Annotated in this window: 16 protein-coding genes; 9 read left to right on the forward strand and 7 right to left on the reverse strand. The window is 72.5% G+C overall.

All coding sequences use genetic code 11. The annotated features are described in order from the left end of the window. Positions 1-10: 10 nt before the first annotated feature. Positions 11-835, reverse strand: coding sequence for a CDP-alcohol phosphatidyltransferase family protein (locus ABT294_RS05740; RefSeq protein ID WP_350803813.1), 825 nt, complete (start codon positions 833-835; stop codon positions 11-13). A gap of 48 nt (positions 836-883) precedes the next feature. Then, entirely contained in the window at positions 884-2,326 is a 1,443-nt protein-coding gene (locus ABT294_RS05745) for a glycosyltransferase family 2 protein (protein ID WP_350803815.1), read from the reverse strand. A gap of 153 nt (positions 2,327-2,479) precedes the next feature. Here ABT294_RS05745 and ABT294_RS05750 point away from each other — a divergent pair, with 153 nt between their 5' ends. Further along, positions 2,480-2,968, forward strand: a complete 489-nt coding sequence (locus tag ABT294_RS05750) for a GNAT family N-acetyltransferase (protein WP_350803816.1) — start codon at positions 2,480-2,482, stop codon at positions 2,966-2,968. Then, a complete protein-coding gene (pseI, locus tag ABT294_RS05755) occupies positions 2,965-4,008 on the forward strand; it encodes a pseudaminic acid synthase (RefSeq protein WP_350803817.1) in 1,044 nt (347 codons plus the stop codon). Before ABT294_RS05750 ends, pseI begins: the two co-directional genes overlap by 4 nt. Before the next feature lie 58 nt (positions 4,009-4,066). On the opposite strand, the gene ABT294_RS05760 is transcribed toward pseI, so the two are convergent. Continuing rightward, positions 4,067-5,122 (reverse strand): PseG/SpsG family protein, encoded by a 1,056-nt coding sequence (locus ABT294_RS05760; protein ID WP_350803818.1) that lies wholly within the window; start codon positions 5,120-5,122, stop codon positions 4,067-4,069. After that, complete coding sequence (locus ABT294_RS05765) at positions 5,119-5,865, reverse strand: cytidylyltransferase domain-containing protein (protein ID WP_350803819.1); 747 nt, start codon at positions 5,863-5,865, stop codon at positions 5,119-5,121. The genes ABT294_RS05760 and ABT294_RS05765 overlap by 4 nt, the downstream gene beginning before the upstream one ends. Positions 5,866-5,943: 78 nt before the next feature. Here ABT294_RS05765 and pseB point away from each other — a divergent pair, with 78 nt between their 5' ends. Then, positions 5,944-6,921, forward strand: a complete 978-nt coding sequence (pseB, locus tag ABT294_RS05770) for a UDP-N-acetylglucosamine 4,6-dehydratase (inverting) (protein WP_350803820.1) — start codon at positions 5,944-5,946, stop codon at positions 6,919-6,921. Further along, positions 6,921-8,045, forward strand: coding sequence for a DegT/DnrJ/EryC1/StrS family aminotransferase (locus ABT294_RS05775; protein WP_350803821.1), 1,125 nt, complete (start codon positions 6,921-6,923; stop codon positions 8,043-8,045). The genes pseB and ABT294_RS05775 overlap by 1 nt, the downstream gene beginning before the upstream one ends. Here ABT294_RS05775 and ABT294_RS05780 read toward each other — a convergent pair. The 3 genes from ABT294_RS05780 to ABT294_RS05790 are packed head-to-tail and all read right to left on the reverse strand — an operon-like array spanning position 7,990 to position 12,404. After that, positions 7,990-9,927, reverse strand: coding sequence for a glycosyltransferase family 2 protein (locus ABT294_RS05780; protein WP_350803822.1), 1,938 nt, complete (start codon positions 9,925-9,927; stop codon positions 7,990-7,992). The genes ABT294_RS05775 and ABT294_RS05780 overlap by 56 nt on opposite strands. 15 nt (positions 9,928-9,942) lie before the next feature. Then, positions 9,943-11,568: a class I SAM-dependent methyltransferase gene (locus tag ABT294_RS05785; protein WP_350803823.1), complete on the reverse strand. Its 1,626-nt coding sequence runs from the start codon at positions 11,566-11,568 to the stop codon at positions 9,943-9,945. Further along, a complete protein-coding gene (locus tag ABT294_RS05790; protein ID WP_350803824.1) occupies positions 11,565-12,404 on the reverse strand; it encodes a hypothetical protein in 840 nt (279 codons plus the stop codon). The genes ABT294_RS05785 and ABT294_RS05790 overlap by 4 nt, the downstream gene beginning before the upstream one ends. Positions 12,405-12,562: 158 nt before the next feature. Between ABT294_RS05790 and ABT294_RS05795 the strand changes: the two genes are divergently transcribed. From ABT294_RS05795 to ABT294_RS05815, 5 genes are all read left to right on the forward strand, one after another. Beyond that, the gene (locus ABT294_RS05795) at positions 12,563-12,808 is read left to right on the forward strand and encodes an acyl carrier protein (RefSeq protein WP_350803825.1); all 246 of its coding nucleotides are present in this window, start codon (positions 12,563-12,565) and stop codon (positions 12,806-12,808) included. Further along, a complete protein-coding gene (locus ABT294_RS05800) occupies positions 12,789-13,541 on the forward strand; it encodes an SDR family NAD(P)-dependent oxidoreductase (protein ID WP_350803826.1) in 753 nt (250 codons plus the stop codon). The genes ABT294_RS05795 and ABT294_RS05800 overlap by 20 nt, the downstream gene beginning before the upstream one ends. Positions 13,542-13,632: 91 nt before the next feature. Continuing rightward, the gene (locus tag ABT294_RS05805) at positions 13,633-15,012 is read left to right on the forward strand and encodes an AMP-binding protein (RefSeq protein WP_350803827.1); all 1,380 of its coding nucleotides are present in this window, start codon (positions 13,633-13,635) and stop codon (positions 15,010-15,012) included. Then, positions 15,009-16,055, forward strand: a complete 1,047-nt coding sequence (locus tag ABT294_RS05810) for a LuxE/PaaK family acyltransferase (RefSeq protein ID WP_350803829.1) — start codon at positions 15,009-15,011, stop codon at positions 16,053-16,055. The genes ABT294_RS05805 and ABT294_RS05810 overlap by 4 nt, the downstream gene beginning before the upstream one ends. A gap of 85 nt (positions 16,056-16,140) precedes the next feature. Next, entirely contained in the window at positions 16,141-17,376 is a 1,236-nt protein-coding gene (locus ABT294_RS05815; protein WP_350803830.1) for an acyl-CoA reductase, read from the forward strand. Positions 17,377-17,417 lie beyond the last annotated feature (41 nt).

The raw sequence follows: 17,417 nt of genomic DNA on the forward strand, positions 1-17,417 counted from the left end.
CCCCGAAAACTTAGACGAGAACGTGCTCTCGGCTCTCCTGGGAGGAGGGCACGCCGTGCTTGCGCGTGAAGACCCACAAGCGGTGAACCAGGAAGATCTCGTTGACGAGAAGCAGGACGCTGGCGACGGACGAGACCGGGATCAGCGCCGCGACGCCGACGAGGGGCGCGATCACGAAGACCGCCGCGTGGAACTCGATGCCGCTGATCACGTGGGAGCGGACCCGGTGACGGGCCAGAAGCCGGTTGAGCCGCCTGAAGAAGCTGCGCTGCTTGGGCGCCGCCGGGACCGCGCGCTCGGTCACCGGAGGCGGCACCGGGTCGAGTCCCGTCCCCATCTGGGCTTCGAGCTGCGCCTCCCTGATCACCTCGCGGACCCGCTTCATCTGCGGCGCGTTGACATACCTGAACAGGTCGAGCACGGCCACCGCCGCACCCAGCAGGATGTACGCCAGCTCGCCCGTGATCGCGAACTGCCCGTAGGCCAGACCCGCGGCGCAGCACACCACCCTGACCCGGTCGCCCACGTAGTCGAGCCAGAGGCCGAAGGGAGTCCCCGTGCCCTTGAGTCTGGCGATCTTGCCGTCCACGCAGTCGATCATGAAGCTCAGATAGAACATCGTCGCGCCGGCCGGCAGCCTGTTCATCGCGAAGCAGACGGCCGACACCATGCCGAGGACCAGCGAGAACACCGTCAACGCGTTGGGTGTGATCCGGGTCCGGTTGGCCACCAGCAGAGCGGCCCGACAGGCGACCGGATCCACGAAGTACACGGTCCACCAGGAGTCTCTCCGCTTACGTGTCGCGTAGACGTCCTGAAGCGAATAGGTCCTCATGGATCCCAGCATGGCGACGCCCCGCCGTTGGCCGGTTACTCTCTGGAACTATTGGGGCATGTCCATGCCGCTTCTTGACCATCCCGGAACCGACAGCCGCCAGGTGCGCGAGCCCTCTCCGTCCGTGAAGACGTTCTTGAGCACCAGGCCCTTGGTCTCGGTGCGGACGTTCAGCCGCCAGTTCGGCCCACCGCCCTTCAGCCGCCGCGGATCGACCGTGGCGACCACGCCGTGGCGGCCGACACGCCGCACCTCCAGCTGCACCCTGCGGCGGCCGTCGCTCAGCCACAGGTGCACCGAGTCCGGCCTGCGGGCGACCCGGTGGAGGGCCACCTCGGCGCGGATCTGGAACTCGCTGCCCGTCCACGTGCACTCCTCGACCTTGGCCAGCAGCTTGAGCTCGGCGCTGGCGTCGTAGACCGAGTCGGGGATGCGCAGCCGCCTCCTGCTGCGGAAGTAGGGGTAGTCGCCGTACCAGTTGACGGTCCGCAGGCCGCGCGGAACGATCTTGGTGCCGTTGACCGACTCGCGCCTGAACCTGCGCACGCGGCGCAACTGCGGGACCATGCCGTGTTCGAGCAGGTGCAGTTCCAGCCTGCGCAGCGACGACGCCGAGGCGAGCACGGCGGGGCTGAGCATCTCCAGCAACTCCCGCCCGAGCTCGACCAGCGACCTGGTCTCCTTCGCCGCCTCCAGCGCCTGGAAGAGGAAGACGATGTCCTTCTCCAGGACCAGCCCGTCGAAGGTCTCGATGAGGTCCGGCGCCCGTTCGCTCAGGAAGTCCCTGACCGCGCGGATGGCCGCCAGTCGCTCCCGCAGGTTGTCCAGCTCGGCCCGGTGCTGGGTGATCGAGGTCGCGCCCTCGTCGTCGTCGCGCCTGCGCCAGTGGTAGACCACGTCGGCGAGGACGTCCACGCTGTCCGCCAGGACGTGCGCCCGCATGGCGACCGGGACGTCCTCGTAGATCCCCGAAGGGAACGCCAGCCCGTGCCGGTGCCAGAAGTCCATCCGGTAGACCTTGTTCCAGACCGTGCGATCCCTGGTCAGCGACGGCTTGCGCAGGATGTGGGTGCCTGGACGGGTCCGCCTGAACGGCCTCTCGTGCAGCGAGGACTCTTCCAGCTCGCCGTCCCTGATACGCCGGACGCCACCGCACGCGAGGTCGGAGCCGGTCTGCTCGAGCGAGCCCACCAGCAGCTCGTAGGCCTCGGACGGCACCACGTCGTCGGCGTCGGCGAAGGCCAGGTAGACGCCCTTGGCGAGGCGCAGCCCCGCGTTGCGGGCGGGCCCCGGCCCCTGGTTGGGCTGGCAGATCAGGGTGAACCGGGAGTCGAGGGCGGCGAAGCTCTCCGCCAGCTCCCTGCTGCCGTCGGTCGACCCGTCGTCGACCATGATCACCTCGAGGTCCTCCAGCGTCTGCGTGGCCAGCGACTTCAGGCACTCGGTGATGTACGGCTCCACGTTGTAGATCGGCACAACGACGCTGAGCATAGGCACCATGCCGAGACGCTCCTTGGATGCGGGGATGTGTTGAGGGCAGGATGCCCTGGTCACGGACCCTGAGCAGCGGTCCTGATGAGCTCTTTACCCGCCCTACGATCCGCTACGGTCTGTAGCAGACCGAGCACGGGAGGTAGGAGAGCGGTGCTGAGAGACGCAGAAGAACGCGATCTGGCCACCATGCGGCGCTGGCGCAACCATCCGCAGGTGCGGGCGGCCAGCCTCACCACCCACGAGATCGGTGAGTCCGAGCACGCCCGCTGGTGGGCGGCCATGTGCGACGACCCCACCACGCGCGTTCTGGTCTACCACCACGGCGACACCGCCGCGGGTGTGGTGACCTTCTTCGGGCTCGGCTCAGGCTCCGGCTACTGGGGCTTCTACCTGGACATCGACGGGCTGTCGGAGAAGCTGCTGGCGGCCTGGTTCGGGCTGGAGCGGGAGGCCATCGGCCACGCGTTCGGCCCGCTGGGCCTGACCACGCTGCGCGGCGAGGTGCTCGCCGGCAACGAGGCGGTCATGAGGCTGCACCACAGGTTCGGGTTCGTCGAGGTCGGACGCCGCCGGCAGGCGGTCGGGGGCGTCCGGCGCGAGGTCGTCACGATCCAGCTCACCAGGAAGGACCAGGCATGATCTCCATCGCAGGGCGTCCGATAGGCCCCGGCTCGCCGCCGTTCGTCGTCGCCGAGATGTCGGGCAACCACGGCGGCAGCCTCGACAGGGCGCTGGCCATCGTCGACGCGGTGGCCGACAGCGGCGCGCACGCGCTGAAGCTGCAGACCTACCGCGCCGACACGATCACCATCGACGCCGACGGGCCCGCCTTCCGCATCGGCGAGCAGCACGAGCTGTGGGGCGGCGAGAACCTCTACCGGCTCTACGAGCGCGCGCACACGCCGTGGGAGTGGCATGAGCCGATCTTCGCCAGGGCGCGCACGCGCGGGCTCGTCCCGTTCTCCTCGCCGTTCGACCCGACGGCGATCGAGCTGCTGGAGAAGCTGGACGCGCCCGCGTACAAGATCGCGTCCTCGGAGATCGTCGATCTGCCGCTGATCAGGCTCGCCGCCGCCACCCGCAAGCCGCTGATCATCTCCACCGGGATGGCGTCGATCGCCGAGATCCACGCCGCCGTCGAGACGGCCCGCGACGCCGGCTGCGCGCAGCTCGCGGTGCTGTCGTGCACGGCCTCCTACCCGGCCTCCCCCGCCGAGAGCAACCTGCGCTCGCTGCCGCTGCTGGCCGGGCTCACCGGCGCGGTGGTCGGCGTCTCCGACCACACGCCGGGGCTCGGAGCCGCGCTGGCGGCCGTGGCGCTCGGCGCCTGCCTGATCGAGAAGCACGTCACGCTGTCGAGGGCCGACGGCGGCGTCGACGCGGCGTTCTCGCTGGAGCCCGACGAGCTGGCCGCGCTCGTCGTGGAGAGCGGGCGGGCCTGGCAGTCGCTGGGCAGCCCGGTGATCGGGCCGCGCGCCTCCGAGAAGGAGGGGCTGCGCTTCCGCCGCTCGCTGTACGTGGTGCGGGACGTCCGCGCCGGCGAGCCGGTGACAGCCGAGAACGTGCGCTCCATCCGGCCCGCCGGCGGGCTGCCGCCTGCCGCCGCCGCGCAGGTGATCGGCCGCCGCTTCACCCGGGACACCCCCCTCGGCACCCCGCTGACCTGGGACCTCATCTGACCGCGCTGGGACGACCGCGACCACCCGCGTGCGACCAGGGCGTCGGCAGCCGGCGCGGTCAGCTGAGCGCGAGCAGGGCGTCGGCGACGCGTTCGCGGCCTCGGCCGTCGACGAGGCCGCCGGCGCGCCTGCCGTACCGTTCGCGTAGGCCGGGGTCGGCGAGCAGGCGGGCGAGCACCGCCACCGCCGCCCCGTCGGCCGCGCGGCCCAGGCCGGCGGCGATGCCGCCGCGCACCAGCTCCTGGTAGCCGATGAGCTGGTTGTCGGCGACCCAGCTCAGCGCGGTCGGCACGCCGAGGTAGAGCAGCTCCCAGATGGCCGAGCCCGCCGCCGTGACCACCAGGTCGGCCTCGGCCATCAGCTCCGGCAGGCGGTCGGTGGGCGGGATGACCGTGAAGGAGCCCTCGACGGCGAACGACGCCGGGCTGACCACGGTGGCCTGGAACGGCAGGCCCGTCGCCCGCAACGCCTCCGACCAGGCGGGGGCGACGCCGGCGCTGTCGGTGCCGCCGAAGAAGCAGAGCACCCGCGGCACGGCCCTCCCGGCCCTGACCGGCCGGCGGCGCTCGCGGACGCTGTCGCGCAGCAACACGTATCGGGCCCCCGCCAGCCGCCGCGCCGACCGGGGAAAGGGACGCCGCTCCGCGCCCAGGTTCTGGTCGAGGTAGAGATCGGCCTCCTGCCCGAGCGGGTCGCCGTCGATGATCGCCAGGACGACCGCGCCGGTCTCCATGACCACCGCCCCCGTGCCGGGTGACAGCTCGTACGAGTCGAGCACCACCGCGTCCAGGCGGAGCTCGCCGACCAGCCAGGCCAGCCCTTCGGGCGACTCCGGCGCGGGCACCAGCGGCAGCCCCCGCGCGAGCAGCTGGGTGCGCGCCCACGCCGACCCGGCCACGTCGCCGAGGAAGAGCACCTCGACGCCGCGCCCGAGCAGCTCCTCGGCCAGCGCGACACACCGGATGAGATGCCCGACGCCGCTCTTGACGCCCGCGTCGCACCGGATGCCCACCCGGCGGACCGCTCCCCCGCTGTCGCGCCCCGCGCGGGACCCGCCCCCGCCGACCACGCGGGCCAGGCCGCCGGAGGGGCGTTCACCGCTGGGGCCGGTCACGCTTCCTGCAGCGCTTTCTGCTCGACGTGCGCGTTCAGCCCGCGAACCTCCGGCCTGGCCCGCAGCCACTCCACCAGGGTGCGCGCGGGGACGCAGCGGTCGCCGAGGCCGGCGACGACGCTGGAGACGAGCCGCCAGTCGTCCTCGGTGTCGAGCGTGACCCGCAGGTCGGCCGCCGCGGGAGCGTAGGCGAGGCCGAGCAGCCGCGACTCCCCCGGATGTGAGTAGACGTAGGAGGTCACGTGGGTGCGGTGGTAGGCGGTGGCCTCGCGGTCGGCCCTCAGCAGGGCCGGGAGACCGGCGATTTCGACGTCGAGGCCGCGCGGCAGTGTGCGCGCCAGGCCGGTGCTCAGGTAGTCGAGGCCGGGCACCGCCCGGTAGACCAGCGTGGCGTCGCGGATCACCATCGGGTCGAGGAGCGGGCAGTCGGCGGTGAACCGCATCACCGCGTCGCCGGGATGCCCGGCCAGCGCCTGCATGAAGCGGGTGAGCACGTCGTCGACGGGGCCGCGGTGGCAGGGCGTCTCCAGCTTGCGGCACTCGGCCGCGACGGCGTCGTCGGCGGCCTGCGTGGTGGTCGCCACCACCAGATCGTCGACCGCGCCCGCCTCCCGCACGGCCCGCACCACCCAGGCCAGCACGGAACGGCCCCCAAGCTGGCGCAGGACCTTGCCAGGCAGGCGCGTGGACCCCATGCGTGCCTGAATAATTCCGACAATACGCACCGAAGCCCCATTCTCCACTGTGACCGTACGTGACCGAGCGATCGCGCTATGCTACCGCCCAGCCTGGACAACCACAGCGCGATTGCGGGGGGCCGCGTGAGCATTCTCAGTGGATCGTCGATCCTGATCACCGGAGGCACGGGGTCGTTCGGCAAGGCGTTCATCCGCCACGCGCTCGCCTCGCTCGGCGTCCGCAGACTCGTCGTCTTCTCCCGAGACGAGCTGAAACAGTACGAGGCCCGCCAGCTCTTCGGCGCCGACGAGCGGCTGCGCTGGTTCATCGGCGACGTCCGCGACCGCGACCGGCTGGCCCGTGCCATGCACGGCATCGAGTACGTGGTCCACGCCGCGGCGCTCAAGCAGGTCGACACAGCCGAGTACAACCCGTTCGAGTACGTCCGCACCAACGTGGGCGGGTCGCAGAACGTGGTGGAGGCCGCCATCGACTGCGGGGTGCGCAAGGTCGTGGCGCTGTCCACCGACAAGGCGTCCAGCCCCGTCAACCTGTACGGCGCCACCAAGCTGGTCGCCGACAAGCTGTTCGTCTCGGCCAACCACTACGCCGCCGGCCACGAGACCCGCTTCGCCGTGGTGCGCTACGGCAACGTGGTCGGCAGCCGGGGCTCGGTGGTGCCCCTCTTCCTGCGGCTCGCCGAGGAGGGCGGCAGCGTGCCGATCACCGACAAGCGGATGACCCGCTTCTGGATCACCCTCGACCAGGCCGTCAGGTTCGTCGTCGACTCCTTCGACCTGATGCAGGGCGGCGAGCTGTACGTGCCGCGCATCCCCAGCATGCGCATCACCGACCTGGCCGAGGCCCTCGCGCCGGAGAGTCCCGTCTACGAGATCGGCATCAGGCCCGGCGAGAAGCTGCACGAGGAGATGATCGGCCCCGACGACGGCCGCCGCGCGCTGCGCCTGCACGACCGCTACGTGGTCACGCCGACGATCGCCACCTGGGGCTACGTGCCGCCGCAGGGCGGCGAGCTGCTGCCCGACGGCTTCGCGTATCGCTCCGACACCAACGACCGCTGGCTGTCGGTCGACGACCTGCGCGGGATGGTGACGGCCTGATGCTCCCCTACGGGCGGCAGTCGATCAGCGAGGCCGACATCGAGGCGGTGGCCAAGGTGCTGCGCGGCGACTGGCTGACCACCGGGCCCGCGGTCGAGGCGTTCGAGGCCGAACTGTCACGCTGGTGCGGCGGCGTGCCCTGCGTGGCGGTCACCTCCGGCACCGCCGCGCTGCACGTCGCGTACGTGGCCGCCGGGGTCGGGCCCGGCGACGAGGTGGTCACCACGCCGCTGACCTTCGTGGCCACCGCCGCCACCGCCGCGCTGCGCGGCGCCCGGGTGCTGTTCGCCGACGTACAGCCCGACACCGGCAACATCGACCCCAAGGCGGTCGAGTCGCTGGTCACCGGCCGCACCAGGGCGGTCACCGCGGTCGACTACGCGGGCCACCCCGCCGACTACGACGAGCTGCGCGCGATCACCGACCGGGCGGGGGCGGTGCTGGTCGCCGACGCGGCCCACGCCGTCGGCTCGGCCTACCGCAACCGGCCCGTCGGGCTGCTGGCCGACCTCACGACGTTCTCGTTCTTCCCGACGAAGACCGTCACCACCGCCGAGGGCGGCGCGGTCGCCGCCGCCGACCCGGCCCGGTACGCGCGGGCGGCCCGCTTCCGCAACCACGGCCTGGTCAGAGACCCGGTCGAGCAGCGCGACCCCGGGCACGGCGGCTGGCACCAGGAGGTGCACGAGTTCGGGCTGAACTACCGCATCCCCGACGTGCTGTGCGCGCTCGGCATCAGCCAGCTCCGCCGCCTCGGCCGGTTCCGCGCCAGGAGGGCCGAGCTGGTGGCCGGGTACAACACCCTGCTGGCCGGCGTTCCCGGCCTCACACTGCCCGCGCGGCGCCCGTACACCGAGCCGAGCTGGCACCTGTATCCGGTCAGGGTCCGCGACGGGCGCAGGCGCGAGGTCTACGACCGGATGCGGGCGGCGGGCATCGGGGTGCAGGTCAACTACCTCCCGGCCTACTGGCATCCGGTCTTCCAGGATCTCGGGTACCGCCGCGGGCTCTGCCCGGAGGCCGAGGCGTACTACGCCGAGCAGCTGTCACTGCCGCTCTTCCCCGACCTCACCGACGACCAGCAGCACGACGTCGTGGAGCGTCTGACCGCGATTCTGCGATAGCCGTCCGCTCCACCAGCATGAGGCCGCCGTCGGCGGCCCGGTCGACGCGGAAGCGCCGGTCGCCGACGGTCGCCTCCGGCCGCGCCGCACCTCGCACGACCGGCCTGAGCGGCCTGCCCTGGTCGATGAGGACGTCCCAGCAGGAATCCCGGCCGACGGCCTCCTCGACGTCGTCGAGCGGGACACCGGCGTGGAAGTCCTGCCCGGTGAGCGTCACGGGGAAGTACATCTCCTCGCCGTCGCTCCCGCGTACCAGCCTGATCGTCGGCTCACCGTCGCCCGGGTCGCGCAGCCGTCCGGAGAAGCGCAGCTCGCCACCCTCGACGCGGCACTCGTCGATCACCGCGTCGGCACGGCGCAGACGCAGCCCCCACCGCCCCTTGGCGCTGCGCACCGGCAGCAGCCACACGCCCTCGCGGCGGTGCGGCGCGGGCGCGACCGGCCCCTGCCAGCGCGGCCCGTCCACCCGGGCGTCCAGGTCCAGCCGTGGGGCGCGCAACCGGACGCGCAGATCCCACAGGCGCTGGCGGGAGAGCTGGGCGGGCGTCAGCACGGCGGGGTCGAACGTGAAGGAGAAGGCGAAACCGTGCTCGGGCGTCGGGGCGCCGTCATCGCGAGGGGCACTGTCCCAGGTGGGCTCGGCGTCCTGCGACGACAGCGCGATGGCCCGCCCGGTGCCGTGCTCCTGCAGCCGGACGTCGATTCGGACCCGGCCCAGCTCCGTCGCGTCGAAGGAGCCCAGCGCCACCCGCCCGGCGCCGGTGAGGAAGCCGTCGCGCCAGCCGAGCCCGGTCAGCCGGGGCGCCAGCTCCAGCTCCTCCGACACCTCCGACAGGCGTCGCGGCATCGCGGGATGCACGCCGTGCCAGCGCCTGCGCAGCAGGCCGGCACGGCTGACGCGCGGGCGCAGGCGGCCGTCGCGGTGCTCCGCGAAGACCTCCGCCAGCTCGGCCAGGCGGCGCTCGCGCAGCAGGTGCATCTGCACGCGCTGCGCGAACGGGATGGTCAGCCAGTCGGCGTGGGAGACGCCGTCGAGGAAGCGGACGGCGAGGTCCACCAGGCCCGGATCGGCATCGGGGCCCATGGCGGCCAGCGCCTCGGCCGCGACGGTCATGTCGATGTCGAGCGTGTCGCGGTCGAAGTGCGGCTTGAGGCTCGGCGCCCAGGCGTCGAGCAGGTGGGCGGTCTCCATCACCGACAGCAGGCGGTCGCGCAGGTTGTCGGGTTCCAGGCAGCGCTGGGTGATCGAGGCGCCCTCCTCGTCGCGCTGCCGCCAGTGGTAGACGATCTGTTTCAGCACGTCCACCGAGTGGGCGCCGACGTGCGCGGCCATCGCGACCGGCTGGTCCTCGTACATGCGCTCGGGAAAGCTCAGCCCGAGCCGTTCCCAGAACGAGCGCCGGTAGACCTTGTTCCACAGCATCCGGTCGCGGATCAGCAGCGGGTGGCGGGTGATATGGGTGCGCCGCGCCGGCTGGGCGAACGCCCGCTTGTGCGCCCAGGACGGGACGAGCCGGTTCTGGCTCAGCCGCATGACGTTCCCGCAGGCCAGGTCGGACCCCGTCGACTCGAGCGAGGACACCAGCCGCTGGAACGCGCCGGGCGGCACCCTGTCGTCGCCGTCGACGAAGGCCAGGTAGCGGCCGCTCGCGTACCGCACCCCGACGTTGCGGGCCCGGCCCACCCCCTGGTTGGGCTGGCGGACCAGGCGCACCGGCCCCTCCAGCCTGGCCTCCACCACGGCCGGGCCGCCGTCGGTGCTGCCGTCGTCGACGCAGATCACCTCCAGGTCGTGCAGCGTCTGCGCGGCCAGCGAGTCCAGGCAGGGGCCGATGTACTTCTCGACGTTGTAGAACGGGACGATCACCGAAAGGATCGGCACGTCAACTCCTCTTCGTCAGCCGGACAGGCGCCGCAGGACCTTGCGCGCGACCGCCCGGGGGCGGGCCAGACGGCGGGAGAGCCGGCGGGAGAGCCGCGAACCGAGCGTTTTGCGGTAGGCGGTGGCCCGCTGCCGGGTCCGCTTCAGCTTCGCCCTGGCCTTCGTCAGTTCCCGCTCGCGGTAGGTCAGCTTGGTCTCCAGGCGGGCGACCCTGGCCAGGGTGGCGGTGAGCTGGTCGGCCAGGCGCTCGCGGGCGCCGATCAGGTCGCGGTACGTGGGCGCGGCCTGCCCCAGCTCGGCCGGACGGCCCAGCTCGGCGTCGAGCTTCCGCCCCCGGTCGAGGTCGGCCTGGTCGCAGGGCCGGCCGGCCATGTCGCAGAGCGTCAGCGCGAGCTGGACGGGGTCCTGCGGCCACGGCCACGGATGGTGGTGCCCGGCGGCCAGCAGGCGGACCGCGAAGCGCCAGGCGATCCGGGAGAACACGGCCCGCTCGGACGGGATCTCGGCCGGCGCGGGCCCGGGGGTGACGGCCTCGAAGCGCTCGCCGTCCCACACCAGGCTGTCGGCGGCGGCGGTGACGTCGCCGCCCGCCTCGACCCACGCGGCCACCCCGGCCAGCAGCTCGCGGACGGCCCGGACGTCCTCGCGGACGCACGCCTCGACCAGCACCTCCTCGACCAGCCTGCCCGCCGGAACCGGCTGGGCCGCGCCGTCGGGCAGCCGCCGCGTGACCCACTCCTCGCCCGCACGGGCGATCTCCCTGACCACCATGCCGTCCTCGACCAGCCCGAGCGGCAGCCTCTGCCCGTCGACGGCTTCGCGCACCCCCTCAGCGGGCGGTCTGGACGCCACCGTCAGCCAGAGCGGGGCCAGGTCCTCGCCGAGGCCGTGGCTGAACGCCAGCCGCGTCAGGTGCAGCGGGTCGGCCACCAGGACCCGGTCGCCGCCGCACGCGCTGAGCGGGACCATGAGCGCCTCCGGCAGGTCGAGCGCCTCCCGCGCGAGCAGCGCGCGGGGCGCCTCGTGCCCCGGGTAGGCCGAGTAGCGCCACTCCACAGCCAGCCCCGCCGACTCCAGCTCGCCGCCGAGGGCTCCGACGCCGTTGGGGTAGGTCGGGTCGAAACCGTGCGGCGCCCACTGCGCGTCGGAGCCCTCCCGGTCTCCCGGACGCGCCTCGACGAACCGGTCGACCCCCAGATCGTTGCGGACGGCGAGGACCAGCCGCCCACCGGGCGCCACGGCCCCCGCCAGCACGGCCAGCGCCCCCCGCCAGGACGGCGCGGGCGCCTCCGCGGAGTGTGTCCGCTGGAGGCCGTCGAGCGCCAGGACCAGGTCGTACGCCGGGTCGGCGGTGAAGGCCGCCAGGTCGCCGCAGTGCACCTCCAGCCGGGGCAGCCGCTCGGCCAGCGCGCACGCGTCGGGGTAGGAGCGCAGCAGCGCGGCGACGGCGGCGGCGCGGGCGGCGACCTCGTCCACCAGGGCCGGGGGATGCGGCCCGGCGAGCAGCACCCTGCCTCCCGCCGGGAGCAGCCGTCTGACCAGCTCCGACGCCACGTCCCCCCAGTCGGTCGCGCAGGACGCGTCGGACCACAGCAGCATCTCGCCGCCGATCAACCGGACGTTCTCGGGCGCTTCGCTCATGCGACGCCCACCCGCTTCCAGCCGAACATGCGCACTAGCTCCTCAGGTGTCGCCTGATAGTCGTATCCCAGCTCGCGCCGCGCGACCTCGGCCGCCAGGGCGCGGTCAACCTCCACGCCGTGCAGCTCGGGCCAGAGCCGCATCCGCCGCGCGGTGCCGCCGTACTCGGGCCGTTCGTCCTCGTACTGCATCGGATCGCCGTAGACGGCGATGTCGCAGCCCACGGACGCGCCGTAGAACAGCGCGCTGCCGAGCCGGTTGGACGCCGCCCTCCGGTGCCGCCGCAGCTCGGTGAGCTGGCCGCGGAGGAAGTCGCGGCCGTTGCCGTCCCAGCGCGAGCCGCGCTCGCCGTGACAGATGACGCGGAAACCCGCCGACCGGTAAGCCTGCCTTATGGCGGGATTTGCGAATTCCAGCCAATAAAGACATACCGTCACCGGCCCCTGCTCCACTTCCCGGATCTCGGCCGCCAGCTTGGCGTGGTCGCCATGGACCGAGGATTTTTCCCAGCCGTGGAACGGATACCAGATCGTACCCCGCCTTTCCGCCTCCGGAATCCAGCCGAGATCCGGCTCCTGGTGAAGGAGGTAGATCCAGGGCGCGCCGATGAGATAGTGCCCTCTTCGCCCCATCGACCACCCTCGGCGTCGTAGCACGTCAGACCAGATGAAACGGGGATATCCGGGGCTGCACCAGCGGTCGTTCGGGGGAAATCCATGCAAATAGTTCCAGCCGTGTTGCAGAAAGCCCTGAATTCGCTTGGGGGTGTCGTCCAGAAGTCCGCAGTATCCGCTGAGTATGCGGGAGTGCCCGTACCAGTGATTGGATTCGTCCATCATTCCCCCTGTAGCTGTCGCCGCATGCGACATTCCCAGCCCCACCCCGTCGCCACCGGTCTTTATACGGTTCCATTACCTGTGACAGAGGTTGGTTTCAGGCGATCACCCGGAGTCGCTACACTACGTCGCTACGAGAAGACAGAGAGTGAGGGAACATGAGCCACCTCGACCGGCTTCGGGCCGTCTTCCGCACCTCGCTGAACCTGCCGTCCGAGAGCGACGTCGACGGGCTGGAGTACCGCGCGATCCCGCAGTGGGACTCGCTCGCGCACATGGCGCTGGTCGCGGCGATGGAGGACGAGTTCGCCATCATGATCGACACCGACGAGATGATCGACATGAGCTCGTTCGCCAAGGCCGCCGAACTCCTGGAGAAGCACGGTGCCGGCACTGCCAGCTGACATCCGGGTCGCGCTGGTCACCGGCTCGACGCGGGGCATCGGCCGGGCCGTCGCCGAACGGCTGGCCGCGACCGGCTACCACGTCGTCGTCCACGGGCGCGACGAGGAGCGGGCGGCCAAGGCGGCGGCCGAGGTGCGGACGGCGACCGGCGGCCGCACCGGCTCCGTCCACGGCGACGTGGCCGACCCCGCCGCCGTGTCGGCCATGATGCGCGAGATCCACCGGCGTCACGGGCGGCTCGACGCCCTGGTGGTGAACGCCGGCGTGCACGCCGCGGGCCTGCTCGGGCTCGTGCGCGGCGAGACCGTCCACGAGCTCTTCCAGGTCAACGCGCTCGGCGCCGTCCACACCCTGCAGACGGGCGTCAAGCTGCTGCGCAGGGGGGTCGCGCCCGCCGTCGTGCTGCTCTCCTCGATCATGGGCGTCCGGGGCGGGCCCGGGCAGGCCGTCTACTCCGCCACGAAGGCCGCCGTCCTGGGCCTCGCCCTGGCGTCCGCCAAGGAGCTGGGGCCCGCGGGCATCAGGGTGAACGTGGTGGCTCCCGGCTTCGTCCAGACCGACATGCTGGGCGCCCTCGACGCCGAGGGGCGCGCGTCCAGGATCGCCGCGACGCCGCTGGGCCGCCTCGGCACCCCCGCCGACGTGGCCGCGCCCGTCGCCTTCCTCCTGTCACCCGACGCCGCCTTCGTCACCGGTCAGGTCCTCGGCGTGGACGGCGGCCTCGTCCTATGACCCGCCCCGCCCTGTCACGTACCACCGCAAGAGGTGCGGACCGCGCGCCGCACGCCACCCTCCCACCACGAGCGAAGGAGGTACGAGCCGCGTGCGGCCCACCTCTTCCCCCGGCGCGAACCGCCCCCTGCGGGCGGGCCTGCCGCCTCTCAACCCCTTCTCCGAGGGCTTCCCGCATCCGGAAGCGCGGCTGGTCGTCGCCGGAGAGTCAGGCGGGCTGTCCGGCGACGAGCTGGCCCGCCGGATCGAGGTGGCGGCGCTGGAGATGGCGAAGCTGCCCTCAGGGCCGGTGTTCTGCGGGATGCGCAACAACCTGGCGTCCGTCCTGCGTTATCTCGCCGCCTGGCACGGCCGGCGGCCCGTCGCGTTGCTCGATCCCGAGCTGTCCGCCGGAACGCTGGCCGATCTGGTCAGCCGGTTCAGGCCCGTCGCGCTGTTCGGCTTCGACCAGGCCGCCGACGGGCCGCCGCCCCGGTGCGACAGCGGCGACCCCCATCCCGATCTGGCGGTGTTGCTCGCCACCTCCGGCTCCACCGGCAACCCCAAGCTGGTGCGGCTGGCCCGGCAGGCCGTCGTCGCCAACGCCACGTCGATCGCCGCCGCCCTCGCCATCGGCCCCCACGACGTCGCCCCCACCAGCCTGCCGCTCTACTACAGCTACGGCCTTTCGGTGCTCAACAGCCACCTCGCCGCGGGCGCGACAGTGGTGCTGACCGAGGCCGGGCTGCTCGAGCGTCCCTTCTGGCACCAGCTCGACCAGCACGGCTGCACGTCGCTGGCGGGCGTGCCGTACCAGTACGAGATGCTGCGCAGGCTGCGCTTCGACCCGCGCGAGCACGCCTCCCTCACCACCCTGACCCAGGCGGGCGGGCGGCTGCGTCCCGAGGTGGCCGCCGAGTTCGCGCTCATGGCCGAACGGTTCTACCTCATGTACGGCCAGACCGAGGCGACGGCCCGCATCACGGTCCTCCCGCCCGAACGGCTGCCGGAAAGGCCCCACTCGGTCGGCCTGCCCGTCCCCGGCGGGCGGGTCGCCATCGACGACGGCGAGGTCGTCTACCACGGCCCCAACGTGATGATGGGCTACGCCGAGACCGCCGCCGACCTGGCCAGAGGCGACGACCTGGGCGGTGTGCTGCGTACCGGCGACCTCGGCGTCCTCGACGGCGACGGCTTCCTGTACCTGACCGGCAGGGTGCGGCGCATCGCCAAGGTCTTCGGGGTCCGCGTCAACCTCGACGACGTCGAACGCCTGCTCCGCGACTGCGGCCCGGTGGCGGCGACCAGCGGCGACGACCGGGTGACGATCTGGGCCGAGAGCCTCGACGCGGAGTCCCGCACGAGCCTCGCCCGCCGGCTGGGCGCGGAACTCCGGCTCCACTGGAGCGGCTTCGACGTACGCGCCATCGACAGACTCCCCCTGCTCGCCACCGGCAAGATCGACTACCGCACTCTGGAGGCGCTGACGTGACCGACCCGCCCGTGAGCGTTTTCACGTTGCCCCAGGCCGCGAGGGAGGCGGCGCTGCTGCCCGCGCTGGTGGAGCTCACCGAGCACCACCGGGCCGCCTGCCCGCCGTACCAGCGGATTCTCGACGCCATCGGCGCGACCGGGCCCTATCGGCGGGTGGCCGAGCTGCCGTGGCTGCCGGTGCGGATGTTCAAGACGCACGAGTTGCGCAGCGTGCCCGAGGAGCAGGTGTTCCGGGTGCTGACGTCCAGTGGCACCACCGGGCAGCGTCCCAGCCGGATCCACCTCGACCGGGCGGCGGCCGCCGCGCAGCCGCGCATGCTCGCCGCGACGCTCAGGGCGGTGCTGGGCGAGCGGCGGCTGCCCATGCTGATCGTCGACGCCCGCGCGGTGCTGCGCGACCCGACGTTGAGCGCCCGGGGGGCCGGCGTGCTCGGGATGATGAACTTCGGCAGAGACCACACCTTCGCCCTCGACGAGCACGGGCGACTCGACGCGGAGGCGGTCAGGAGGTTCCTGGCGCGGCACGGGCGCGAGCCGTACCTGATCTTCGGGTTCACCTTCATGGTCTGGACGTACCTGCGCCGGCTCGGGCTGGACCTGTCCCAGGGGCTGCTGATCCACTCGGGGGGCTGGAAGAAGCTGGCCGAGCAGGCGGTCGGCAACGCCGAGTTCCGCGGACAGCTGGCCGAGGAGTGCGGGCTGAGCCGGGTGCACGACTTCTACGGGATGGTCGAGCAGATCGGCACGATCTTTCTGGAGGGCTTCGACGGGGGCGGGCTGTACTGCCCCGACTTCGCCGACGTGGTGATCCGCGACCCGGAGACGTGGCAGGAGGCGCCGGTCGGCGTGCCGGGGGTGATCGAGGTGGTGAGCACGCTGCCCACGTCGTACCCGGGGCACGTGCTGCTGACGGAGGACCTCGGCGTGGTGCACGGCGTCGACGACGGCTGCTGGCCGGGCAAGCGCTTCTCGGTGCTCGGCCGCCTGCCCCGAGCGGAGGCCCGAGGCTGCAGCGACACGTCCAAAGGAGCCGCCGCATGATTACGGACGCCCGCACCGATGTCCGCGGAAAGCTCGGCCTCCACGGCGGGCAGGGCGCGAAGGCTGATGGTCGCGGGAGGCGGCGATGAGCGGCGACGCGTCCCGCGGAGGGAGTGAGGCGGTTGTGGAGGTGCGGTGGCCCGCCGCCGGCGCGGTCTCCGTGGATGAGGTGCTTCGCCAGGTTTCCTCCCAGGAGTTGGCGGTCGGCGACGAGCGGGTGCGGGGCTTTCTCGTCGCGTTCGGGCGGCGGTTGTTGAAGGAGCGGCGGCATCCCGAGCTGGGGCCGCTCGGGTTCTTCCTGCGGCCGAGCGAGCTGGCCCGGGTGCTCGACGGGCTGCGCGGCGAGCATCTGCGGGTGCCGCGGGGGCTGGTGTTCCACGTCCCGCCCGCGAACGTCGACACCGTGTTCGTCTACTCGTGGGCGCTGTCCGCGCTGATGGGGAACCGGAACGTGGTGCGGCTGTCACCGCGGGCGGGGGCGGTCGCCGAGGCGGTGCTCGGCACGCTCCAGGACGCGCTCGCCGACGCCGACCCGGTGGTCGCCGGCACGCAGCGGATCGTCTCCTACGATCGGTCCGAGCGCGTCACCGCCGCGCTGTCGTCGGCGTGCGATCTGCGGGTCATCTGGGGCGGTGATCGGGCGGTCACCGAGATCCGGCGGCATCCGCTCGCTCCGCACGCACGCGACCTCACCTTTCCCGACCGTTCCTCGTTCGCGGTCGTGCGGGCGCCGGCCTGGCTGGCCGCGCCGGTCGCCGCCCGGGTGGAGGCGGCCGACGGGTTCGCCAACGACGCGTACTGGTTCGACCAGGCGGCCTGCTCGTCGCCGCGCACGGTGTACTGGGTCGGGCCGCCCGACGACTGCGCGGCGGCGCGCGCCGACTTCACCGCCTGCCTGGCGGAGGCGGTGGCTCGGCGCGGCTGGGCGGTGGACGCGGCGATGGCGGTCGAGAAGCGTGTCGCCACGTACGGACTGGCCGCCGACGGGGTGGCGCGCGGCATCGGGTTCCACGGCAACGTCCTGGCCAGCGTCGAACTGGCGACGCCCGAGACGGCCCCCAGACGGTGGCTCGGCGCCGGGACGTTCGCCCACACGCGGCTCGACGCGCTGGGCGACCTGGTCTCGCTGGTGGAACGGCGGGATCAGACGATGACCCACTTCGGGTTCGAGCGGGCCGAGCTGGAGGGGTTGGCGCGGGCGCTGGGCGGGCGGGGGGTCGATCGCATGGTCCCGTTCGGGGCCGCCCTCAGCTTCCACCGAGTGTGGGACGGCGAGGACCTGCCGGCCGAGTACACCCGCCTGGTAACCGTGTCCAGCTGATCACCCGTCCACACCAACCACACGACCGTCCAGCCGATCCA

Origin of the sequence: Nonomuraea sp. NPDC000554, from assembly GCF_040300065.1 — a bacterium.
In the GTDB taxonomy this organism is placed as follows: domain Bacteria; phylum Actinomycetota; class Actinomycetes; order Streptosporangiales; family Streptosporangiaceae; genus Nonomuraea.